The sequence below is a fragment of the Nostoc sp. C052 genome, from assembly GCF_013393905.1.
In the GTDB taxonomy this organism is placed as follows: domain Bacteria; phylum Cyanobacteriota; class Cyanobacteriia; order Cyanobacteriales; family Nostocaceae; genus Nostoc.
On the sequence record NZ_CP040272.1, the window covers coordinates 5,362,336 to 5,384,007 of the forward strand.

Annotated in this window: 17 protein-coding genes and 1 pseudogene; 7 read left to right on the top strand and 11 right to left on the bottom strand. The window is 41.7% G+C overall.

The window, feature by feature from the left end; all coding sequences use genetic code 11:
- Nucleotides 1–21: 21 nt before the first annotated feature.
- Complete coding sequence (gene metH, locus FD723_RS22095) at nucleotides 22–3,549, bottom strand: methionine synthase (protein ID WP_179067278.1); 3,528 nt, start codon at nucleotides 3,547–3,549, stop codon at nucleotides 22–24.
- A 628-nt stretch (nucleotides 3,550–4,177) separates the two neighbouring features.
- Here metH and FD723_RS42210 point away from each other — a divergent pair.
- Together FD723_RS42210 and FD723_RS22105 are read left to right on the top strand one after the other, a co-directional pair.
- The gene (locus tag FD723_RS42210; RefSeq protein WP_218651747.1) at nucleotides 4,178–4,507 is read left to right on the top strand and encodes a hypothetical protein; all 330 of its coding nucleotides are present in this window, start codon (nucleotides 4,178–4,180) and stop codon (nucleotides 4,505–4,507) included.
- Between the two features lie 31 nt (nucleotides 4,508–4,538).
- Nucleotides 4,539–4,961 carry a DUF488 domain-containing protein gene (locus FD723_RS22105; RefSeq protein ID WP_094329706.1) on the top strand — a complete coding sequence of 141 codons (423 nt, stop codon included), beginning with the start codon at nucleotides 4,539–4,541 and terminating at the stop codon, nucleotides 4,959–4,961.
- Nucleotides 4,962–5,245: 284 nt separating this feature from the next.
- Here the strand turns inward: FD723_RS22105 and FD723_RS22110 are convergent, their stop codons facing one another.
- On the bottom strand, nucleotides 5,246–5,995 hold the full coding sequence (locus FD723_RS22110) for an SDR family NAD(P)-dependent oxidoreductase (RefSeq protein ID WP_179067279.1): 750 nt from the start codon (nucleotides 5,993–5,995) through the stop codon (nucleotides 5,246–5,248).
- A 51-nt stretch (nucleotides 5,996–6,046) separates the two neighbouring features.
- Nucleotides 6,047–7,489, bottom strand: a complete 1,443-nt coding sequence (locus tag FD723_RS22115; protein WP_218651748.1) for a DHA2 family efflux MFS transporter permease subunit — start codon at nucleotides 7,487–7,489, stop codon at nucleotides 6,047–6,049.
- A 57-nt stretch (nucleotides 7,490–7,546) separates the two neighbouring features.
- Here FD723_RS22115 and FD723_RS22120 point away from each other — a divergent pair.
- Together FD723_RS22120 and FD723_RS22125 are read left to right on the top strand one after the other, a co-directional pair.
- Nucleotides 7,547–8,099 (top strand): annotated as a pseudogene (locus FD723_RS22120) (alpha/beta fold hydrolase); the annotation flags it as partial.
- 125 nt (nucleotides 8,100–8,224) lie between these two features.
- Entirely contained in the window at nucleotides 8,225–9,289 is a 1,065-nt protein-coding gene (locus FD723_RS22125) for a serine/threonine-protein kinase (RefSeq protein WP_179067280.1), read from the top strand.
- Between the two features lie 201 nt (nucleotides 9,290–9,490).
- On the opposite strand, the gene ureG is transcribed toward FD723_RS22125, so the two are convergent.
- From ureG to FD723_RS22155, 6 genes are all read right to left on the bottom strand, one after another.
- Nucleotides 9,491–10,087, bottom strand: a complete 597-nt coding sequence (gene ureG / locus FD723_RS22130) for an urease accessory protein UreG (protein ID WP_179067281.1) — start codon at nucleotides 10,085–10,087, stop codon at nucleotides 9,491–9,493.
- Nucleotides 10,088–10,146: 59 nt separating this feature from the next.
- On the bottom strand, nucleotides 10,147–10,839 hold the full coding sequence (locus FD723_RS22135; protein ID WP_179067282.1) for an urease accessory protein UreF: 693 nt from the start codon (nucleotides 10,837–10,839) through the stop codon (nucleotides 10,147–10,149).
- Nucleotides 10,814–11,260: an urease accessory protein UreE gene (ureE, locus tag FD723_RS22140; RefSeq protein ID WP_179067283.1), complete on the bottom strand. Its 447-nt coding sequence runs from the start codon at nucleotides 11,258–11,260 to the stop codon at nucleotides 10,814–10,816. Before ureE ends, FD723_RS22135 begins: the two co-directional genes overlap by 26 nt.
- A gap of 200 nt (nucleotides 11,261–11,460) precedes the next feature.
- On the bottom strand, nucleotides 11,461–11,844 hold the full coding sequence (locus FD723_RS22145; RefSeq protein WP_256874895.1) for a DUF1304 domain-containing protein: 384 nt from the start codon (nucleotides 11,842–11,844) through the stop codon (nucleotides 11,461–11,463).
- A gap of 17 nt (nucleotides 11,845–11,861) precedes the next feature.
- Nucleotides 11,862–12,680 (bottom strand): hypothetical protein, encoded by an 819-nt coding sequence (locus FD723_RS22150; RefSeq protein WP_179067284.1) that lies wholly within the window; start codon nucleotides 12,678–12,680, stop codon nucleotides 11,862–11,864.
- A 369-nt stretch (nucleotides 12,681–13,049) separates the two neighbouring features.
- Nucleotides 13,050–15,170: a patatin-like phospholipase family protein gene (locus FD723_RS22155; RefSeq protein WP_179067285.1), complete on the bottom strand. Its 2,121-nt coding sequence runs from the start codon at nucleotides 15,168–15,170 to the stop codon at nucleotides 13,050–13,052.
- 203 nt (nucleotides 15,171–15,373) lie between these two features.
- On the opposite strand from FD723_RS22155, the gene FD723_RS22160 reads away from it, so the two are divergent.
- The 3 genes from FD723_RS22160 (at nucleotide 15,374) to FD723_RS22170 (ending at nucleotide 19,262) form a co-directional block, all read left to right on the top strand.
- Nucleotides 15,374–16,444 (top strand): NB-ARC domain-containing protein, encoded by a 1,071-nt coding sequence (locus FD723_RS22160; RefSeq protein WP_179067286.1) that lies wholly within the window; start codon nucleotides 15,374–15,376, stop codon nucleotides 16,442–16,444.
- A gap of 119 nt (nucleotides 16,445–16,563) precedes the next feature.
- Nucleotides 16,564–16,791, top strand: a complete 228-nt coding sequence (locus FD723_RS22165; RefSeq protein ID WP_179067287.1) for a hypothetical protein — start codon at nucleotides 16,564–16,566, stop codon at nucleotides 16,789–16,791.
- Between the two features lie 254 nt (nucleotides 16,792–17,045).
- On the top strand, nucleotides 17,046–19,262 hold the full coding sequence (locus FD723_RS22170) for an FUSC family protein (protein WP_179067288.1): 2,217 nt from the start codon (nucleotides 17,046–17,048) through the stop codon (nucleotides 19,260–19,262).
- Nucleotides 19,263–19,489: 227 nt separating this feature from the next.
- Here the strand turns inward: FD723_RS22170 and FD723_RS22175 are convergent, their stop codons facing one another.
- Together FD723_RS22175 and FD723_RS22180 are read right to left on the bottom strand one after the other, a co-directional pair.
- Complete coding sequence (locus FD723_RS22175) at nucleotides 19,490–20,869, bottom strand: hypothetical protein (RefSeq protein WP_179067289.1); 1,380 nt, start codon at nucleotides 20,867–20,869, stop codon at nucleotides 19,490–19,492.
- A 17-nt stretch (nucleotides 20,870–20,886) separates the two neighbouring features.
- Entirely contained in the window at nucleotides 20,887–21,603 is a 717-nt protein-coding gene (locus tag FD723_RS22180) for an FHA domain-containing protein (protein WP_179067290.1), read from the bottom strand.
- Between the last annotated feature and the right edge of the window lie 69 nt (nucleotides 21,604–21,672).

Sequence of the window (21,672 nt, forward strand, 5' to 3'; positions counted from 1 at the left end):
ATTAGGTTAACGAGTCAGATTCTACGCGCTAAAGTATTTTGCTAACGGGTGGTAAGCAATAATCGCAGTGGTAGACTGTTCTGGATAAAGTTGTTCGCTTTCATCCATATACAAGTTAATCCTGTCAGTCTGCAATAACTCCAGTTGCTTGTACTGATCCTGAATATTCGGGCAAGCTGGATACCCAAAACTATACCGTGATCCACGATAGCGTTGTGCTAGTATATCCCGAATATTGTCGGGTTCATCAGCAGCAAAACCTAACTCCCGGCGAATTCTGGCGTGTGTCCATTCAGCTACAGCTTCCGCCACCTGCACCGCCATACCGTGGAAATACAGATAATCTGTGTATTGATTAGCTGCAAACAGCTTTTGGGCAAACTCTGTGGCAATCTCCCCTACAGTCACCGCCTGCATTGGGAAGACATCAATAATTCCCGACTCCTTCGGTGCAAAGAAATCTGCTATACACAGCCGCCTTAAAGACTTCTGTCTGGGAAACTCGAAAGTTGTAACCTGTTGTGATTGATTCTCTGAGTCATATATATGTAGAGAATTCCCCTCAGCTTGACAAGGAAAATATCCATAAATCACCTGGGGATGTAACAAATTCTCCTCAATAATCCGCTGTTTCCAAGTTTCTAAAACTGGGTAAACTTTCTCAGCCAAGAAAGCCTGATATTCTTCCTTAGATTGTTCCTTTGGTTTGCGGAATTGCCACTGTCCAGCAACTAAAGCTTGTAAATCCAAGTGCCAGAATATTTCCTCGATGGGAATATCACTAGGCTGCAATAACTTCGTTCCCCAGAAAGGCGGTGTGGGACGTTCAATATCTATCGCCACCGCATCAGAACGTCTCGTATCTACTACTTTTGGTTCAGTAGATGTTTCTTCGGTAGTTGTAGCTTTTGGTTCTTTGTTACCATTCGTCGAAACTTCAGCCGTTTCGACTTCGTTCAAAAATCCTTGCAAATCTTGCCAGTTATTAGTTGCCTTTGCTGGCATTAATTTATCCATGAAGTGCAAGTCAGAAAAGGCATCTTTGCCATAAACGACTTTACCTTTATAGGTATTTTGGCAATCTTCATACACAAATTTGGGAGTCAGCGCCGCACCACCTAAAATTACAGGGACACTAATTCCCTTTTCGTTAAATACCTCCAAGTTCTCTTTCATGAAGGCGGTGGATTTTACCAGCAAACCACTCATGGCAATACAATCAGGTTTGTACTGTTCGTAAGCGTTGATGATGTTTTCTACTGGCTGTTTAATTCCCAGGTTAATCACCTTGTAACCGTTGTTGGACAAGATGATATCGACTAAGTTTTTACCAATGTCGTGAACATCGCCTTTGACTGTGGCAATGATAAAGGTTCCCTTGGCATTGTTACCTGATTCTGATTTTTCCATGAACGGTTCTAAAAACGCCACCGCCGCTTTCATGGTTTCCGCAGATTGCAGAACGAAGGGTAGCTGCATTTGTCCAGAACCGAATAATTCCCCGACAACTTTCATGCCATCTAGCAGGAAGGTGTTGATAATTTCCAAGGGTGGATGTTCTTCTAAGGCTTTTTTGAGATGTTCTTCTAAGCCAATGCGTTCACCGTCGATGATGTGGCGTTTGAGACGTTCTGGGATGGGGAGACTTTCATCTAAGGAGCGATCGCGCTTAGTTGTCACCCCAGCAAACGCTGTGGTAAGCTCTCCCAAGGGATCGTAAACGCAAACATTACCCTCAAACTTCCGCTCATCATAAATCAACTGGCGACAAATTTCTTGATGGCGTGCGTCAATCTTGGAGAGCGGTAAAATCTTGTTAGCGCTGACAATGGCTGCATCCATTCCCGCCGTTGTTGCCTCGTGCAAAAACACTGAGTTCAGCACCATCCGCGAGGCTGGATTCAAACCAAAGGAAATATTGGAAACACCCAAAATCACATGACATCCAGGCAATCCTTCACGAATCCGCCGGATGGATTCAATGGTGGCTTTACCATTTTCTCGGTCTTCTTCAATCCCGGTGGAAATTGGTAACGCTAGGGTATCAAAGAATATTTCTGTGGGTGGTATGCCATATTCTACAGCTTGACGGTATGCACGCTCTGCGATCGCAAACTTTTTGTCTGCTGTCCGCGCCATCCCATCTTCATCGATAGTACCAATGACTACACCCGCACCGTATTTTTTCGCTAACTCCAACACTTTCAAAAAGCGCGGTTCCCCATCTTCGTAGTTGGTGGAGTTCAGCAAACACTTACCACCGGCAACCTTTAAACCTGCCTCCATTTTTTCCCATTCGGTGGAGTCAAGCATTAAAGGCAGTGTGACATTATTAACAATGCGCGAAACTAATTCGTGCATATCACGCACGCCGTCACGTCCCACATAATCGACGTTGACATCAAGGATGTGTGCGCCTTCTTTGACTTGCGCCCTCGCCATTGAAACGAGTCCGTCCCAATCTTCGGCATTTAGCAAATCGCGGCACTTCTTGGAACCACTGGCGTTGAGACGTTCGCCAACAATCAAGAAGGAATTATCTTGGTCATAAGGCTGAGTGGTGTAAATTGATGCTGCTGCTGGTTCTAAGCTAGGTTGTCTAACTTTTGGCTTCAGGTCTTTAGCAACTTCTGCCAATTGTTGAATGTGTTCTGGACGCGTCCCACAGCAACCCCCGATCACTTGGACACCCAAATCTTCAACAAAATGCATCAATGACATCCGCAATTCTAACGGTGTCAGGCGGTAGTGTGCTTGACCGCCGACGTTCTCAGGTAAACCCGCGTTGGGAATACAGGAAACGATGAAAGGCGAATGTTCTGCCAGATACTTGATATGTGGTTTCATCAAGTCTGGGCCTGTGGCGCAGTTTAAACCAAGAATGTCGATTGGGTAAGGTTCCAAAATTGTCAGCACAGCGCTGATTTCGGAACCAACCAACATTGTGCCCATGCTTTCCATTGTCACAGATACCATCAACGGTCTGCGATCGCCCTTCTTCGCAAATACCTCTTCAATAGCATTCAGTGCCGCCTTAATTTGCAGCACATCTTGACAAGTTTCCACCAGAAATAAATCGACACCACCATCCCATAGCGCTTCTGCTTGTTCAGCAAAAGTAGCTTTCATGGTGTCAAAGTCAATATGTCCCAAGGTAGGGAGTTTAGTTGTCGGGCCGATAGAACCAGCCACAAACCGGGGTTTTTCTGGCGTGGAAAATTCCGCAGCCACACGCTTGGCCAATTCTGCGGCTGTCTTGCTGAGGTAATAGGCTTGGTCTGCTAAGTCATATTCTGCCAGCACCAGGGATGTACTGCCAAAGGTATCGGTTTCAATTACGTCTGCACCAGCAGCGAGAAAGTCACGGTGAACCTTAGCAACAGCTTCAGGTTTAGTGTGGACTAGGTATTCGTTACAACCTTCATACTGTGGGCCGCCGAAGTCTTCAGCAGTCAGGTTTTGGGTTTGTAAGTTAGTTCCCATCGCCCCGTCGAAGACGAGAACTGGGCTATCTGGACTACGCAGGCGTTCAAGGAAAGGATGAGTCATATTTTCCTAGAAGAATTTGGGTTAGTCGTATAATATTCGACTTACTTTATTATTTTCCCAAATTTTGAGAGTTTCGGCAGTATATGATGGAAAATTTTGATACCATACTGAAAGTAATAATGTGTCTATAATATCACTTAGCTAGCTAGTTCATATAGAGGTTGTTGTATGGAAAGAAGGAAAATTTTAATTGCAACTAAAACATACCCTTCAATTAGCACCAAATATCAAGAAACAGTCTGTACAGCAGGAGTTTTGTTAGACGATGATGAAAACCAGTTCAGTGGATTCGCATTTATCCCATTCGGTTTCGTCAATTACAATTAGATTTTGATAAACGTTATCCAAGATGGTCAATTATAAGTGCTAAAATAGAAAGAAATGACAAAGATTATAGGGAAGAAAGTTTTCGTATAGATGATTCTTCGATAGAAGTAATACGAAAAATTGATACTCGCAAAAATTGGGAAGAGCGAAAAACTTTGGTTTTGCCACTAGAATTTAAATCTATTCGGGAGATTAAAGAGCAAGGTAAGTCTCTCGGTATTTTATTATTAAACCACAAACTATAAAAAAATACTTCTGTAACGAGACAGAACGAGAATGGAACCCAAAACAGCAAGGAATCTTGGATCAACTAGACTTATTTGAGCCTTCAGTGCAGTTAGATAAAATCCCTTACAATTTTGGTTACGAGTTTATTTCTCAAGATGGAGATAAGCATCGTTGTACAATAAGCGATTGGGAGATTCAGCAACTTTATAGAAATTGTAGAGATAGATCAAATGAAACAAGTCTGGAGAGTAAAGAAAAGGAGGCTTTAGAAAAAGTCCGCCAAAAACTAGAAGACGAGTTTTTAAACAAAAAAGATTTATACTTTATCATGGGAAACCTAAAAAATCACAAAAATAGCTTTATGATTATTGGAATATTTTACCCACCATTAATAAAAATATAATATTGAAACTTGATTGTTCCAGGAATTAAAAATGAAAGTTAAAGATATTGCTAAAACAAGATGTATACTTACTTTTGGATATGGCAATCGCAAAGACTACGATGCCTTCTTGGAATACCTACAAAAATTTGATGTTGAATGTGTTGTTGATGTCAGAATGGTTCCTCGTGCTTGGAGTCGTAAATGGTACGGCGACAAAATTAAAATATTCTGTGAATTAAATAATATTGAGTATATTTCTAAAACCGCTTTAGGCAACACATCTGGTAAAGAAAATTGGATTCCAGTAAATCAAGAAGAAGCAGATATAGCTCTACATGAAATTGCACAAATTGCTCAAACGGGTAATGTTTTACTATTGTGTGCTGAAATGAACCCAAATCGCTGTCATCGGAAAGAAGTTGCTCATTGTTTGGGAAACTTGGTATCAATGCCTGTTAAGCATTTAGAGTAGTAAACTACAATTTCTTTAATATTTAGGGAAGAGTGTTTAATAAACCCATCTCACAATAAGCGAAGCGATCGCACTCGTAGTTGCGTGGCAAGGCTAAAATGTTGCAAAAAAATTGTAGCTTGGGGAGCCACTGCGTTGCGCGGGTTCCCCTCGTTGTAGCAAGTGGCGTTGGAGGCTTTGCCAAAGCCAACATAATATATCAGGATGTTGGGTTGCGCTCCACTCCACCCAACCTACGTCTAATGCAGTATTTTTTTGCTTGCCACGCCAGTAGAGTATGCTACTTAGTGTTCTTGTCCCGTTGGTCGGATGAGAATTTCATTGACATTAACGCGCGGTGGTTGCGTAAGGGCATAAACGATCGCAGCTGCAATATCTTCGCTTTGCAGAGGTTGAATTGACTTGCGTCGTTCTTCAATCCGTTGTTTGGCAACGGGATCGGTAATTTGGTTGTCAATTTCCGTATCCACCAAACCAGGTTCGATAATGGTGACGCGGATGTTGTCTTTGTGGACTTCCTGACGCAATGCTTCAGACAGGGCATTAACACCCCATTTGGTAGCATTGTAAACACCAATGCCCGCCCGCGCTGTCCGCCCAGCCACTGAGGAAATATTAACTATATGCCCCGATTTTTGCGCCTTCAACAAAGGCAAAACCGCATGAGTAGCATATAGCAAACCTAATACGTTCAGGTCAAAGGATCGCCGCCAGTCTGAGCTATTTCCAGCTTCAATCGTGCCGAGTAAGGCAATCCCTGCATTGTTAACAAGGATATCAACCCTTCCCAATTCGGCATTTGCCTTGGCCACCAAGTTATTTACCTGGGTTTCATCAGTCACATCTGTGACAATGGGTAACGCCTTGCCACCACTAGCTTCGATCCGTTCTGCTAACGCCTGAATGCGATCGCCACGTCTAGCAGCGAGTACTACTGTTGCTCCAACTGAAGCCAATGCGATCGCCGTTGCTTCTCCAATTCCTGCTGATGCACCAGTGATAATTGCTACTTTTCCTTCTAATTTACCTGTCATTTATTTAACTCCTTAATAATTGATAATCGAGCATTGAGCATTGGGCATTAATTATTCTTTCCCTGCTCCTCTGCCCCCCTGCCCGATCCTCAAAACAGATGCAACTGCTGCCACACTCAGTATTATGGCTGCGAAGCGAAAAGTCCCTTGGAATCCCGCAACGATCGCATCAGGAGGGGCAACAGAGACATCTGCACCCGCAGACATGCTAGCGATCAAGGCTCCAAATACTGCCCCGATCAGAGAAACTCCTACGGTATTCCCTGAGGTACGTGACAAAGACAGCAACCCAGAAGCAATCCCTAGTCGTTCCCTTGGTACTGATCCCATAACAGTGCTGTTGTTAGGCGATTGGAAGAAACCCAGTCCAATGCCGTAAATAAAATAGCGCGATACATAGCCTAGCTCAGTAATTTGAGCATCAAAGGTGCTGATCCCCAGACAGCCGCCAATCATCAGCCCCAGCCCAATTGAACTGATCAATCTAGCACCAAAGCGGTCTGAAAGTGTTCCAGCTAAGGGGGCAATTAATCCACTAAGGACAGGTGATACGGCTAGTAGTAGCCCCACTTTTACCGTCGGATATTGCTTGACTCCCTCTAGAAAGAAAGGGACGATGAGTAGTGAACCACCAATGACAGTAAAGGCTAGCCAGCCACTCAGCAAACCCATACTCAACTGAAGATTGCGAAATAAGTGCAGTTCTAGTAGTGGCTGCTCTACGATCGCTTCAACTACTAAAAAAGTTATGAAACTTAGAGTTGCGATCGCTAATAATACCAAGGCATTAGTACTGCTAAAACCCTGGCTTTGCCCTTGCGTCATACCCAACCCAAAACTACCGAGGGTCAATAAAGCCAATATGGCTCCAAAAAAGTCAAATTTCTGTTTGCCTTCAACGCGTCCAGAAGGTGGCACCACGCGAGCTATTAAGAAACTAGCAATAATTCCCAGCGGTATATTGATAAAGAATATACTATGCCAGCCTGACAAGCTCAGGAGCAGTCCACCAGCAGAAGGGCCAAAAGCAATTCCCAGTGACACTACACTACCGATGACGCCAACAGCCCGACCTCGTTCGGAAGAGGGAAAAACTTCTGTGATGATTGCCAAACCAAGCCCAGATATAAACACAGCACCTAGTCCTTGAAGTGCCCGAAAGCCAATCAGCCACTCAATACTAGGTGCAAAACCACACAACAGCGAACTGAAAGTGAACAGAACAAGTCCCCCTTGGTATAGGGATTTCTTGCCCCACATATCCCCCAAACGCGTTGCTCCCAAAACTAAACCGGAACTGACCAACTGGTAACTCAATACAGCCCATTGGGTCGTAGGGAAACTCGTACCAAAGGCTTGTACCAACGTGGGTAAAGCAACATTGATGATGCCCACATCTAGGGTAGACATGAACACCCCAAGTCCGACACCGAGCAAGACCCAATTTTTTTGAGCGCCTGATAAAACCAGAGGTTCTGCTTGGAATTGTGCCAACGTTTAGCCTCCGCCTTTGATTTTACGTTTATGAATAGTTTGCATACGTATATTCATTTGAGCTTAATTGTACTGGTAGAACATCCAGAAATTACTGCTGGTGGTTTTAATTAACTCTGCGGGTGGCTTAAGTCATCGTTCCCACGAATTGAACCCGCCGCTACGGATGGTGATGGCAGCTTTTAATCGGTTTGTGCGATCGCCAATTACAGGTAAATTTGTCCATAACCGTATCCGCCAAAAAGCCCAAATTCGTCGTATCCTCTACCAAGTTTACCGCGATCGCCAAGCCGTCACTGATGAATTAGTTGATTTACTTTATACTCCATCTTGTGACCCAGGAGCGCAACAAGTCTCCACCTCCATTCTCACAGCCCCGCCTGGCCCAAGTCCAGAGGAACTTTTGCCCAAAATAGAACGTCCCTCACTAGTAATTTGGGGTGCTGACGATCCCTGGACACCAATTACCGGGGCAAAGATTTACGAAAAGGCACGTGAGAATGGCAAAGAAATTAAAATTGTTCCCATTCCCAATGCCGGTCATTGTCCCCATGATGAGGTTCCAGATGTTGTCAATGCTCAGATTGTTGATTGGCTGGCGCAAAGGTGATAATTTCGCCTTTCTGCCAATGTGCCTTAGCCCAAACAGGAGAAAAATGGGGCTAACAATCTGGGTGAACTGATCTAAGTTTTTTAATTACACCTTGACAAAATCAAACTCATGTGTTTCGTATAATGGAGCTTGGTGTGCAAAATGGACATAAAAGGGTAATTCCCTTAAATCACCATCCAGATTTTTCTAAACAAGGCTATCAAGTCATCACCGAACTAGGACGCAATAGTGAAGGGGGACGCATTACTTACCTAGCTAATGTCCTCAAATCTAACCAACAGGTGGTGATTAAAGAGTTTTGTTTTACTCGTGCGAGTGCTGATTTGTCAGGAGTGAAAGCATATCAGCGCGAAATTGAAATCTTGCAACAACTGAATCATTCCCGCATCCCTCGCTATCTAGATTCCTTTGAAATACCAGGGGTTTTTTATCTGGTACAGGAATATAAAAATGCCCCATCTCTGGGTTTAAAACGCAGCTTTCATCCTGAAGAAATTAAGCAAATTGCTCTGTCAATCTTAGAAATTTTAGTTTATTTACAAAAGCAAGTTCCTCCAATTATTCATCGGGATATTAAGCCAGAGAATATTTTGGTTGATGAACAACTAAATGCTTACCTAGTTGATTTTGGTTTAGCGAGAATGCAGGGTGCAAAAATAGCCTTGAGCAGCTTTGTAGCTGGAACCCCAGGTTTTATGCCACCGGAGGAACAGTTTGGTCATTCCCTGACTGAGGCATCAGATTTATATAGTTTAGGAGTAACCCTGATTTGCTTACTTACCAATACCCGTTCTGTTGACATTGGGAAATTAATTGATGATAACTATCGCTTTAATTTCCAAAAATTAGTTCCTCAAATCAGTCCACATTTCCGGTCGTGGTTAATGAGAATGGTAGAACGCAACCGAAAACGTCGCTATGCCAATGCCTCTGTTGCTTTAAAAACACTTCAGACAATTGAAGTTGTTGATACTGCCACTAAGATAGATACTTTAGTCAGTACAATCAAACCGAAAAAACAAAAGGCTGTGCTGGGACTAGCTACTGTTGTTATACTGGCTGTGGTGGGTTCAACTTTAGTGAGTTGTCAGCCTGGTGGCGCAGTTAGGCAATTCCTGAAAGCTACAGAATGTCAAGGCTTTAATTTAAGCTCAAGTTGCCAAGAAAAAACCGGACATGAAGATTAGTTAAATCCTTTTCAGCTAAGAGGCTGTTTTAATAATCTCTTTGCCATTTTTATGGGATGTTTGGTTTCACCCTCTTTTAATTCGCCCTAGTACAAAAAGGCAGAAGTAAAAAGAAAGAATGCTTATCTTGTAAGCGCTCTGGCTATTTTAAATGAGTGGTTTATTTACGCCATGTTGTACTAGCTCTAAATTATCATTTTTTCAACAGATATTTGTGCAAACAAAGTGAATTACATCTACAAGTCCAGACTGAGTTTTCAAATTAGTAAAAATAAAAGGTTTATCACCGCGCATTTTTTTAGCATCCCGTTCCATCACATTTAAATCTGCACCAACATAAGGCGCAAGGTCAGTTTTATTAATCACCAATAAGTCAGATTTAGTAATGCCGGGGCCACCTTTACGGGGAATTTTATCACCTGCTGCAACATCAATGACGTAAATCGTCAAATCCACTAATTCAGGACTAAAAGTAGCAGCCAAATTATCACCGCCACTTTCCAAAAACACCAAATCTAAATTGAGAAAACGTTCCTCTAACTGTTCAATTGCCGCCAAATTCATCGAAGCATCTTCGCGGATAGCAGTGTGAGGACAACCACCAGTTTCTACACCCAAAATGCGATCGCTTGCCAACGCCTGAGAACGCACCAAAAACTGAGCATCCTCCTGAGTATAAATATCATTGGTCACCACCGCAATCTGATACTGCTCACGCAATCCCTTACACAAACCATCAACTAAAGCCGTCTTCCCCGAACCCACGGGGCCAGCAACTCCCACTCGAAATGCATTCATTTTCATTTGTCCTTTGTAATAATTACGAATTACGAATTACGAATTACGAATTATTTTGACTAACTCCTAAACAACCTTGTATACTGTGTTTCATGTTGCATACTCGCTAGCGATAAACCCCAACTACAACAGGCGAGTTGATCGTCCTTTAACCTTAGAATTTCCAATGCCGCAGCACTGAGTAATGGTTGCAAATCTAGCAATAACCGTTGTCCTGCTGTTTGTCCAAGGGGAATAAGTTTCACACCAGCAGTAATCAAATTACTTGCCCAACTATGCAGATATGCGAGTAATGCAGCTTGGATATTAATTTCCCAATGGGCAACGGCAATACCAAAAGCGATCGCATAATTGCAAGGATTACCGACAGTATTGGCAATAGGTACAATCTGCGGTTCTAGTTTACCAAGTAATTGGATCAGCGATCGCCCCATCTGCCAACTAGAGGCGCGTAATTCTTCTGTTTCTCTAGCGGCGGATAACCACAGATTCCAACGGCATAGGGACTCAACATCAGGAATTTTGGTGGCTTGCTGCGATCGTACCATCACCGCCGCCTCTAACCGAATTGCCCCATAGAGCAACTCTGCTTTTAACCAATCTTTGAGATGTGTGTGGTTAGCGATCGTACCATTCTCCACAAGCATTTCCAAGCCTTCAGAATAACTATATGCTCCCACAGGTAAAGTGGGGCTAGCCAACTGTAAAATACTCAAAAGATGACTATCAGTGAGCATGATGGTGTTGTCCATAAGCTCCTAATTCTGGCTGAAATGGTAAAATTTCTTCTTTAACTTTTAACCCAAGTTGTTCCAACATCGAGCGTAAAACTGAATCTGAAGACAAGCGTAAATAAGTCGGAGTAATTTCTACAGGTACATGGCGATTTCCCAGATGGTATGCTGCCCGTAATAATAAAAGTGGTGTTTGGGCAAAGGCAGTCAAAACTAGTTCTGGTTTAGCAGTAATTCTGATTAAATTGCTATGGGTTTCTTCTTGCAGAATATCACCATCGTGTAAGACAGTTCCTCTGGGTAAATGTAAAAACACAACCTTACCATCTGCCGTTTCAAAGCGATGACGACTGCGGGTGCGTTCTTCTGCTGTCAGCGCCAGAGTAAAAGTAACCGCAGTATCGCTATTAGGTGGTTTAAGTTGGGTAAATGTCAGCATACAGAGTTTCGCTTGAACTTTTGTTTTTCATTATGGTTCTAATTTAAATACCATAACTGCCTTGTCCAAAGGAAAGATAAAATTAAACAAAGAAGACAGCAAGCCAAACGGGGACAATTATGAACCAAGTCATTGAGGCAGTACGCTGGACAATTCACGATTTAATTGAAAATTTGAAAATATTTCTGGAAACCTAACCGTTAAAGATTAGGATACCACAGCAAGAATAAAGCCAATATTGCGGGTATTGATTGGATTAAAAATGCTGTTGGGCGTTTCAAGGTAATGCTACCAAAAATACCTGCGATCGCTACACAAATTAAAAAGAAAATCACAATCGATGAAGGCTCAATTTGTGGAACCTTTTGTGAGATAAATAATCCCCAGATTAAGCCAGCAGCAAGAAAACCATTATATAAACCTTGATTTTGAGCAAGAATTGCAGAAATTTCTTCTGGTGTGAAATTTCCGACTATTCTTTTTTGAACAAACTCTGTATTCCAGAAAAATATCTGCACTATGAGAAAAAGTATATGTATGAATGCAATAATGCCTACAAGTATATTGACAACTTTTTCCACCATTACTGCACTCCTCAATATTAATGACCGGATACCTTTGCCTTGTCTACCTTATAGATGTAAGCTGTCTTTGTGTCAGAATCTAAATCTACCCAATACGTTAGTATTTCTTGCAATATATGGAATACATCATAAGCCCTTTGAGCCAATTTTCTGCTATAAACTTCGTTTTCATCCCCATACTTAAAGCTGAACTCGACTGCTACTGGTTTCTTTGGATCATCATTGCTATCATACCAAATAATCAAAGCACACTTTGAGTCTAGTCTGGGTTGATTTTTAATCTGGAATTTCGCTCCTTTAATTACTATTTCACGGATAATTAATCCTATTGTTCTGATATTTTCGTCTGCTCTTAAAAGACTTACTTTATCTGGCAAATCTGGATATAATTGTGTAGCATCTTGTATTTGTTTCAGTTTATTATCTTGAGAGATTATTTGCGTATCTGAGAAGCTATACAATATTTCAAAAGGAGTCTTAATATCTTCCTCAAATTTTGCTTCTCCTCTATTCATATTGCGATCTTGAGCAATATACCGATCTCGATTGCGAAATTTTAGAGTAACTTCCCTCTCATTATTATTAACATCAAGCCTCTCACGAAGAATGTAATTGTTTTTGTAGATAATATAATCATCAGTATCATAGAATCTGATAATTCGCTGGTCTGCAATCTGCTTTAAATCGCCATTGACCTCAATTACAAGATTATTAATAGCTTGTGAAAAGGCATGCCAAAAGTTTTTGGCGGATTCTAAAAGTTCTTGCTCACTACCAATAAACAATTCCTTTTTGAGCAGAACCTTATATTCTCTAGAAGTAACTTTTTCGCTCATTATTCCTCCAATCTTTAAATAGTTTGCAAAAGTCTCTATTTTTGATCTACCTGTATTCTCTACATATCGAGTGGTTGAATTTCAATTGAATTAGCTTGTAGTAAGTAGCTAAAGCATACGATTAATCTCAGTTTCAACTATGTCAATCCCTGTGCGGACTCGCTGAACTCGCTCAGATTTACTCACAGATTGCCATTCACATCACACTGAGTCAGGGAAATGCTCTAAATCTAAAGCAGGGGGTAAATCCTCTGGCTGGATTGGCTCAACGCTGGCAACATACTTAAGAAAGTTATGATCTTACATCGCTACCAGTAGTCGCCAAGTAGTAGTTTTCACAAATCAGATTAGACTGCTGTCTGTAAAGTTTTACATATTCCAGGTTTCGTGCCAGAGGTGTTTGATTTTTTTTATCGTCTTTCCTGTTGTTATTGCAGTCCAGCCCTCTTTAATAGCTTTTTTCTCTTTATCAGTCAACCTCCAGGATAAAGGTGGTCGATACTGACCAGTTTTGTAAAATTCAGGCGCATCAGATGCAGAGGGGAAGAAGATGGGAAAGTATTGGATATCTACCTTGTCCTGCCATTTTTGGGCTAAAAGTTCAGCTTCCTTTGCATTTCGAGATGCCAAAACTGAATCGCGTACCTTAAAGGTTGCTAGTAATGGGCCTATAGTCGCCATAAACCAGCCTCCATCTCCCTGCACTTTTTCGGTTGAAGGAGATTCGGGAAAAGCATTTATTTGCAATATCAGGACTCGTTTGATATTTAAACTATTTTCAGGTAGCCATTCATTTAGCTGTTCATCCAGCCATTCTGCTGCTGTTACAAAGCCAGAGTTATCGAAATAACCCCCATCAGCAACGTGATAGTTCCTATCTGGGATATTGATACTGTTGCGGCAGATAGGAGAAACATAGGGAAAAGTTGCTGATAGTCTTGCAGCCGTGACAACATTCATATCATAAGCTGCATAAAGGCTATTAAAGTCTAAATATTTCTTATTAGGAAGTTTACAAAATGTCATTGGAGTCATCAAAAACCGCCAGCCGTTTTCGACTAAAGTGGCATTGAATACAGGAATAGGAATTTCACCATCAAAAATCTGTTTTCGCCAGGTTGCTAAGGTTTTGCTCTTTTTCGGTTCCTTCATTTCTGCCTGCCAGTCTATCTCAACTGCTGTACCGCGATCAAACTTTGGGCGAATGAGGAAAGGAAGCCCTATAAATCGCCATACATCCAAATAAGCCATACCCCAACCAACAGCATCTAAGCTATCTCTAGTAGCAGCACTAAAACTATCTCTGGTAGTTCCCTCAAAGCTTTTTTGTTGGTTCTCTTCTAAAAAACCATCTTTATTAAAGCGATCTAAATAATACATTGTTCCTACGGAACCACCGGAAACAGAACTGATCAAACCAATTGCTTTAGTAAATGACTTTCCTAATAGTTCTTGAAAACCAGTCAATACCTCTACTGTCCATCCTGCTGCTTGAATTCCACCACCACTGGCACAAACAATTACTAAAGTTCTTTCTCCCTGTTGATGTTTGAGACGTTTATCTAGCACTTGTTTAAAATCACCAGAATCACTATCAACTCTCTTTTTATCTTTACTTTCATTAAGTGTATTGAGTTGAAAAAAGTGATTAACATCAAATGCCAAATAACTTAAACCAGAGAAAGCAATAAATAGAACTAATATAGGAACACGGAAATAATCAAGATAGAATGTTGCCCCTCCATAAATAATTACTGTTGTGGAAACTAGCATTAGCACATATAACAGAGCAGGTGCTTCGGGCCGATTGGGTTCTGGTTTGGGATTAAAAACTAAACCAACTGTCAGGTAAATAGTTAATCCAATTATCAAATAAGCAATTGCTGTCAAATGCCCCGCAGCCAATTCACCAGTTTGAGGATTGATATAGCCAGCTAGATGATTTTTGCTGATGAAAGAAAAGATATCAACGACTATTTTGTTTAAAAAAGTATTTGAGCTTAACCATTGTTTGAGTAAACCAAGAATAAACAAAAGTCCAATGCTCAATACCGTACCAACAGATGCTCCCCACCAGATTTCATTTTTGTTTAGCTTCTCTTGAGATAAATCAATTGCAACGATGCAAATATATAAGCTTAAGGCAATAGCTATGCCATATTGCCAAAATTCAGGAATTTTTATTGTTGCTGGTACAGAAAAGCGAGCTGGTGAATTATCTAAAATGATGGATGTAACTAAAATTACTGAAGTTCCTGCTCCAATTGCGCTCACAATTATAGTTGCCAATTGCCACTTGTCACGAAGTATAAATAGACTTTTTAACATGGCTGGCAGCCAATCTTTCGCAAGTTTAGGGAGCAATAGAAGGAACAAACCCATTAAGATAGGCAGGCGTAAGAAGAAAAGATATTTCCATATAGCATCAGAACTTGGTAGCCATGTTGCTAAGACTACTAGTACTAGCGCAAACCAGGTAATTTTTTTCATTTTACAACTGTAATTTTGTTGTTTTATTATTTAATACCCCAAGTGCGATCGCTCTGTCGGTGAGAAAAGGTAAGTAAAAGTAAGTAGCTAATGTAAATTTACGTAAACTAGCTTATGTAAAGAGTTGTAAATTTCGCCATAAATTTTTCAGGAAGAACAGACAAGTTTAAATACTTAAACGATACCTGGGTCTTGTTGTAGCCATGACAGGAGAAGAGGCACTCAAAATAGTCGATGCTGTTTTACGCTCTACTATGTTGGATCAAGGACTAAATGATGTTCACTCTGTAGTCTTTCTCGAAAGTTGGCTCGGACGCACTTATGGGGAAATTGCGGATAAGATAGGTTATGATTACGACTATGTGAAACAGGTCGGTTCGCAATTGTGGCGATCGCTTTCCCAAGTTATCGGCGAAGAAGTCTCTAAAAAAAATATCCAAGCTATTCTGCATCGCTATCAGCAATCCCAAAGCAGTATCCAAGATTGGGGAGAAGCCATCGATGTTTCCCGATTTTACGGACGACAAGCAGAACTGCAAACTTTAGCAACATGGATTGGCAATGAGAATTGTCGTTTTGTCGGGATTTTTGGACTCGGTGGGATTGGCAAAACTACTCTCTCGGTGAAACTTGCAGAGCAAATCCAGTCTCAGTTTCAATATGTGATTTGGCGTAGTTTACAGCAAGCACTACCGTTCAATACTTTACTGGGCGAGATTTTGCCGATTTTAATGGGTTCAGAGGCAACAATTGATAGTTCAATTAATCTTTTGATGAAACAATTGCAACAAAAGCGTTGTTTATTAGTTCTTGATAACGTCGAGTCAATTTTACAAAGTGGCAACCGGGGAGGACAATACCAACAAGGATTTGAAGCATATCAACAGCTATTTGAGCGAATCTGCGATGAACTCCATCAAAGTTGTCTGATAGTCACCGGACGAGAAAAACCGGCTAAAATAGCGGTGCGATCAGGTGAAAATTTACCAGTGCGATCGCTCTGTTTGTCAGGACTTTCAGCAATAGAGGGTCAGCAAATACTGACCGCCAAAGGGTTAGATACGACACCTCAACATCAAACCCTGGTCAATTATTTTGGTGGTAATCCACTCGCCCTAAAAATTGCCGCAACCGCTATTCAAGATATCTTTTGTGGTGACACACAAGCATTCTTGGCACAAGGTAATACCCTTTTTAGCGTCTCAAAGTCTGGGATTTGCAGACTGGTAAATGTCATCAGACTTGGAGAGCGCCTCGTCCCTACGAAGGTATGAAAATTGAAGAAATTCAAGGGTTAACAGAAGCTCAATTAGCAACTTTGCAGGCATTAGGTGCTGCTTCTTAGGAACTTCCAAATAAAAAACATTCCAAATTTTCTTGTGGGGTGGGCAACATGAGCGCCCTAAATCTGGGACGGGTGGCAATACTTGTCGGGTTTTGGGGAAAAGGGGAAAGGGGAAAGAAAAAACCTTTACCCTTTAACCTTTACCCCAAACCCAATTCCGAGTTAAAAATTTTTAACCGAGCAGTATTGGGACAGGTGGGGACACCCATCCCACAAGATGGATTGTCTCGTTCCCAGTCTCGGGCTGGAAACGAGGTTTTAAGTTTTCACGAATGATTTAAGACTGCTATATTTGCATTAATACAAATAATACTTTTTATACACAAATAGCAGCAATTGTACTGTCACCTTCGGTAAAACTTACATCTATTAACAAATAATTAAGGATGAATTATAAAGTGACAAAATGTGCATCCTAATATTCAGTTTTTGTCAAAGCTTTTACTGCACACGATGAATTAGAATAAATCTGAATATATTCAAAATATTAAGAAAAGCCAGATAGAAGTTTTGTTTTTATAACAAAAATAATGCAGTTAAATCGAAGTAATTTCCTCAAGTTTCTGATTCAGTCAGAGCCAGAAAAACCAGCAATATCCAATGGATTACGAGCTGCGTTAGGGTTGGGGATTCCCATGCTAATCGGGCAACTGATCAACCAAAGGGAAAGTGGATTATTGGTTGGTTTAATGGCTTACTTTGTTAACTTAGCAAATGTTGGTGGTCCTTACCAAATCAAAGCTAAGGCGATGGCACAGGCGACTGTGGGAATAGCTGTTTCAGTATTTGTGGGTACTCTAGTCGCTAAAGTTCCAGTACTCGCTGTGGTGCTGACGTTTATTTGGGGACTTGCTTCGGGTTTTGCGTCGCTGTATGGTAATGCTGGTGCAAATGTCGGTCTGGTGGTAGGGACATCATTTATTACCGCGATCGCACAACCAGGAGACTTAGAAACTGCACTGATGCGATCGCTATTATGTCTAATTGCAGGTGGATGGGCGATGCTACTTTCTTTAGTAATGTGGCCCTTTAGACCTTACGATCCCCTACGAGTAGCTTTAGCTGATTGCTTAAATGCGATTGCTAACTACATTCAAAAATTTGTAGATAAAGTAGCAACACCTGAAAGTATTCTCGAAATTAGAAAGGCATTAGAGACAGCACGCACTACTTTAGGTACATTACGGATTGGACAGCCGGCTCGGTGTTGGATAAATGAGCAGTTTTTGGTGCTAATTCAAGATGGCGATCGCTTGCTTGGTTCAGTGATTGCCTTAACAGAGTTACTAGAAACTCACTTTAAACAACAGCAATATCACGCAGTCCAGCAATTAGTAGACGATGCACTCGCAGAAATATCAGTTATTCTTCAAGCCATAGCGAAAGTTATATCTCGCAAGTCTGCTAGCATCGATCTCGGAAATCTTCAGCGCATCTATGAGGCGCTGAAGGAACAAGAAAGTCTGCAAAGAAAAGCAATTGCGGGGAGTGAGACAGACTACACAACTCTCGTTGCTCTCACTAACCTGGTACTAACGATCGAAAAGCTGATCAAGCAATTGCAATACACGGCTCAGACAGCTAAATCTCTGGAAGATCGTAGTAAAATTAGTCGCAGAGATGTAGATAGACTTATTTTAGTTGAAGAGGAACAGCGATCGCTCTTAAGCTTACTCAAAGAAAACCTCACCTTAGACTCAGCAATCTTTCGTCATGCTCTCCGCATCGCTGTGAGTCTGGCTGTAGGCGTAATATTATACAGCGTTACGAATTTACCAATGGGGTATTGGGTAACACTGACAATCATGCTAGTCCTCAAACCGAACTTGGGTGCAACTTTCCAGAGGTTTTTTCAGCGAGTTGGCGGGACTATCTTGGGAGCTATCTTAGCTGCTGTCCTACTTGCAACTATCACCAGTAAGGTTGTATTAGACATAATCATTTTGCTGACAGTATTTTTTGGCATTTCCCTGATCCGTTACAACTATGGGTATTCAGTAGTTTTCTTGTCAATATTTGTCTTACTGATTATCGATATTGGTCATCCCATTGGTTGGCAATTTGCAGGCTTTCGGGTATTAAATACATTCATTGGCGCGGGACTGGCTTTTGCAAGTCATTATTTTATCTGGCCAAACTGGGAACGCGATCGCTTACCCAGTCAACTCGCCACAGCGCTACGAGAATGTCACAAATACTTTAGCGATGTGATGGCTGTTTACCAGGGCACAAAGGAACGAGACTCTACTATTATCAGTCAACGGCGACAAACTGGACTGGCAATTGGCAATGCCCAAGCCTCCTTTCAAGGATTGCTGCGCGAACCGAAAATGCACAAAGAATTAGTAGAACCAGTGATGACACTGTTGCTGTACATGGGACGTTTTACTAACGCTGTCACAGTTTTGGCAGTACATCTCGAACATTTTCGAGGAACAGTCCCACTCCCGGAATTAGAAACTTTTGTTCGCCAAGTTTCGATAATGTTAGAGCAGTTAGCTGATTGCATACAGCAGGAAATTCCCCCACCGCCCTTACCTGACTTGGAAGAAACGCTGCAAAAAATCCAACCGCACCTGCAAGCACTGCGTACAGCCCGGATAGAAGAGTTAGCCGTCAATCAAGGACATACACCGATTCGTCAGGCAGTAATTGATTACAGCATATTAGATTTGGAGATCGATCAGATTGTGCGGCGGTTGACTGCGATGCACTCAGCAATGGTACGGTTGATATCAAGTAAATAAAGCACACGTCAGAATGAAGCATCCGAGTGCGATCGCACTATTTCGGCGATCGGTTTCAACATACTGCTAATTTGTTGACCGTGGTACAGACTTGTCGCCGTCAAGCTAGGTCTGTCATTGATTTTTTTGCACAGGCTTTAATTGCTAATTCTAGTAACTCCCTGTCTCGCCCTTCTTTACTTCCTCAATATTAGACCTGAATCCTTACGATTTCGTTTATTATCATCTCAATTTGAGTATTCTTTGAGACGCGGTAATAAGCCCAAGAAACTCAGAAGCACAACTGTACTTGCTGCGATCGCTGTTTTAATCTCAAAACCATCTATATTGCTGAAACCTTGGTGAATTGAGCGATCAAAGACTGCTTGGTTGATATCAAATGTCTTTTGATTAGCTGTTTTGAACTCTTCAAGCAGCCAGTTGGACTGTCCAGATTTATTTCCGACGCACAGAGCGATCGCCTCTTGATGCTTGCCACTGCGCTCTAACTGGCGAATTTGTTGGTCAATAGCAAGGTATTTACCCAAACTCACGAGACTGGCGAGGGTGGCTTCTTTTTCACCTGGGAAGGTGATATTATTCAGTTCGTCAGCAATGTAACCTTTAAAACCATCTATCTTTTTACCCTGAGAATTATAGGCAGATGCTATGGTTTCAGCAGTTTGGCCTTGAGGAATTTGGGCAATTTGAGCTATTTTACTGAAAAAAGCTTGTTCGTAGTTGGTAGCAAAAGCTGGGTCAAGTAAATAGCGGCTTTCAGCAGCATTAGCGATGTAGGCATTAGCACGAGCTTCTCGCAGAGCGTGCATAGAATTGAATGCATCTTCTTTAGCCGTCCTCAGATTTTCCGCAGAGGCCAGCAACGTGACTGTGGTATAAGTTAATAAACCCAAGGCGATCGCTGTGGCAACCAACAGCATAGGATTGAGAGTGCGGCGCATCCTTTGACTCAGAAATATCTGAATCCCTACTAGCACAATTATCAGTGCTGTCCCAGAAACAAAAATTAAGATCAAAGAACTATTAGCAGCAACCTTTTGTTCGGTATAAGTTTCTTCTAAAGCTTGTATGTTTACTTTATCTAACTCGTCGGCTGCTGGCAGTAAGGTTTTATCCATAAGTTCCGCAGATGCACGGTAAGCAATCAGCATCGCGTTAGTATCACCGCGTGCGTGAAAATCCCGTGCCTGCTGAATTTGGGCTATATAGTTACCTAAGCCGAGTTGCATCGTCTGAATGGGTTTTCGCTCTTTATCTGCATAGGTGATATTCTCAGCAGCAGCAACTAATCTTTCAGCAGCTTTTTGGTATCTCTCTTCGTAACCTTTGACTGCATCTTGGTTTTGTCCTGCTGGTACTAAAAGTTCATTAGCGACATTAGCATCCATACCGGCAAATGCGTCCTTGAGGCGTTGAGCAGTGACGATGCTGGGTGTGGAATCTTCACCAACGGTTTTGATTGCGTGTCTTTGCCCTTGAACTGCGCTAATAATCGCAATTAGTAATAGTAAACTGGTTGCTCCGGTTAAGTATAATCCTATCTGGAGTCGTTCTGGAGTCGTGAATTTATAATTTTTCTGACTTAAAAAAGCGATGATTTTACTCATATATTTTATTTGCAGGTTTATCCTAATTTCCGAACAGCTTTCACCGCGATCCGAGTCCAATGTCCAAGGGTAAATTCGTCTCCATCCTGAAGTTTTACGTCTACCATTGGCTTCAATTCCACAGCTTTTAATTGTGTACCATTCGCAGAACCAATATCACGCAGAGTTAATGTATTGTCTGTCTCTAGCGTCAGCAAAGCGTGGCGGTGTGAGACAGCATCATCAAAATCTAAAGCAATTTCTGGGTGAATTGCTCTAACTTCGCTATTGCGACCAATTAAGTTAATTGCCTGATCGAGATGAAATGTAATCGGTGGTTGATTTATAGGTGGTTCTGGACTTTCTGGATGGCGTAAAGATGGGTCAATATAGACAACTACATCCCAACCAATAACTAACAATTGAGAATCTATTAATCCAGATCCATAACTATTGGTATTCGTCTGTCGCATTGTTCCCATTTCTTCTTCTTGGATGCCTTTGGCAATGGGTACTTCACCATGCGCCCCTGTGACGAAGTTATAACCACAAATTTCACAAAAATTGCCACTGTTAGGTTCGTGGGCAGTGCTACAATCTGGGCAATTTTCTGTGGTTTTGGTTGGCGTTAATGTTGAGTCAATTGTTTTTTGGACGAATGGAAGTTCCGGTACACCGAGAATTTTGGTACCGCATTCTGAACAAAAATCTAATTCAGTTGATTCATGTCCTTTAGGACATTTATAGATTGACATATTGATTCGTAGCGAATTGAGATTGAATTTTAAACGCAGAGGAGCGCAGAGGTAAACGCAAAGATACGC